Annotated in this window: 2 protein-coding genes and 1 pseudogene; all 3 read right to left on the reverse strand. The window is 62.5% G+C overall.

The window, feature by feature from the left end; translation table 11 throughout:
* The coding region (locus EN925_RS32380; protein WP_164894544.1) for an ATP-binding cassette domain-containing protein at positions 1-645 on the reverse strand (645 nt) is incomplete at its 3' end.
* Positions 646-828: 183 nt separating this feature from the next.
* Positions 829-1,821, reverse strand: a complete 993-nt coding sequence (locus tag EN925_RS32385; RefSeq protein WP_127384612.1) for an ABC transporter substrate-binding protein — start codon at positions 1,819-1,821, stop codon at positions 829-831.
* A gap of 300 nt (positions 1,822-2,121) precedes the next feature.
* Positions 2,122-2,331 (reverse strand): annotated as a pseudogene (locus EN925_RS32390) (aldo/keto reductase); the annotation flags it as partial.

Here is a 2,331-nt window from a genome sequence, read left to right on the forward strand (position 1 = left end):
GCGGTGGCTGATGTAGATGATCGTCACGCCTTCGCCCTTCAGACGGCGGATCAGCGTGAAGAGCTGGTCGGCCTCCTTGCGGGTGAGGTAGGCGGTCGGCTCGTCGAAGATCAGGAATTTGGTGCCGCGCACGGTGGCGCGGGCGGCGGCTATCAGCTGCTGCTGGCCGATGGTCAGGTCGCCGAGCGTGACATGCGCCGGCAGGTCGAAGCCGAGGTCGTCGATGATCGTCTGCGCCTGCCTGACCATGGCGCGCTGCTGCAGGATGCCGAAGCGCGAATTCTCCTCGCCGAGGAACATGTTGGCGGCGACCGTCAGGTGACGGCACAGCACGACTTCCTGGTGCACGGCATTGATGCCGAGCGCCATCGCCTCGTGCGGCGTCGCCAGGGCGGCCGGCTGGCCCTCCCAGACAATCTCTCCGGAGGTGCGCGGCATGACGCCGGTCAGAAGCTTGATGAGCGTGGATTTGCCGGCGCCGTTTTCGCCGACGATGGCGTGGATCTCACCGGACTTGAAGGCGAGGTCGACCGGTTTCAGCGCGTGGGTGCCGGGATAGCGCTTCTCCAGCCCACGCAATTCGAGGATAGTCCGCCCCTGTTCCAGAACGGGTGCGGGATGCAGTTCCTGCGCCGTCGAAATCATGACAATCCTCCCAGATTGGCCTCCCTGATTGGCTTCCCAGGCTGGCCTCACGATTGGCACGCGGCGAGGCAGGGATATGCCTCGAAAACAGCCTGGCTCAGGCGTGCGGATTGCCAAGCCGTTCGTGCGGCAGTTTGTGTCTCCGGGGCGAGGTGCCCCGGAGACGATTGCGGATGCGACGGCTCAGAGCTTCGGATTGAGCAGCGCGTCGATCTTGGGGTCTTTCATGTTGTCCTTGGTCACCAGATTGGCGCCGGTGTCGACATTGGCTTCGACCTTTTCGCCCTTGGAGGCGGCGAGCGCGGTCTTGATGCCGTCATAGCCCATCCGGTACGGATCCTGGACGACGAGGGCGGAAATGACGCCGTCGTTGAGGAACTTGATCAGCTTCTCGTCGCTGTCGAAACCGACCAGCGCCAGCTTGCCGCCTAGGTTGTTTTCCGCGACGGCCTGGCCGACGCCCTGCGCCATGATCAGGTTGGAAGCGAAGATGCCTTTGAGGTTCGGGTTGGCGGTGATCAGGTCGGTGGCGATGTTGAGGCCGGTGGTGGCCTGGCCGTCGGCATATTTGTCGGCAACCAGCTTGAGGCCCGGATATTTGGCGGCCAGCTGTTCGGTGAAGCCCTGCTTGCGCTGTTCGAGCGAGCCGGCGCCCGGTGCGTTGGTGATCAGGGCGACGTCGCCCTCGATCTTGCCGCCGTTGGCGGCGCCGATGGCGGCGGCGAGGCCGTCGGCAGCGACGCGGCCGCCCTGCACATTGTCAGTGGTCAGGAACGAGGTGAAGGCCTTGGAGTCGGCACCGGAGTCGATGCCGATGACCTTCACCTTGGCAGCGGCTTCATCGATCGGCTTGCCGAGCGCCTTGAACTCGGTCGGCGCAATGACGATGGCCGCCGGGTTGCTGGCAACGGCGTTCTCGAGGATCGAGACCTGGCCGTTGACGTCGGTTTCAGCCTGGGCGCCGAGTTCCGGCACGTTGACGCCGAGATCCTTGCCGGCCTTGCGGGCGCCGGCCAGAACGATCTGCCAGTAGAAGGACGTGGTGTCCTTGACGATGATCGGAATGGTGACGTCCGCCGCCGAAACCGGCGCCGAATGCATGACGCCGGCGAGCATTGAAGCTGCTGCCAGCGTCATGACGGCGCGGCGGTTGAGAATGCTGGTCACGAATTTCATGAGGTTTCCTCCCTAAGTCGCCCGGTGAACGATACGGAAGCTCCGTCCGGATAGGCGCGGTCCCAAACAGAACTTTATCAATAAAAAACAGTTGCCCTGTTTTGATAGTGCATCGAACAGATCGATGCAAGCGGTGTTTGACCAGTCGTTGCGAGGTCTGGCAGAGGCAGATCCCCCGCCCTGTTCTCCCATTGGCGCCGTCACGCTTCCGTTCCGTTCTGGGAACGTATGGAATATTAATTCCACCAATTCGTCAATATGGAATATCCATTCCTCCATGTGCCGCAAGAACATGAAGTTTCACGCCAGCTCCTGCACCAGCGTGTAGGGACGATATTTGGCGTATTCCGTTTCCGGTACGTCGATGTCGAGCAGCTCGAGGTTGCGCGTCAGATTTGCCAGCTTGGCGGTGCCGGTCAGTACGGTGGCGACGGCAGCTTCATGCAAGGGGAATTGGAACGCTGCGGCGGCGAGCGGATAGCCACCCTCGGCGGCGATCCTCTCCATTGC

The organism is Mesorhizobium sp. M7A.F.Ca.US.006.04.2.1 (genome assembly GCF_004022915.1).
GTDB classification, from domain to species: domain Bacteria; phylum Pseudomonadota; class Alphaproteobacteria; order Rhizobiales; family Rhizobiaceae; genus Mesorhizobium; species Mesorhizobium ciceri.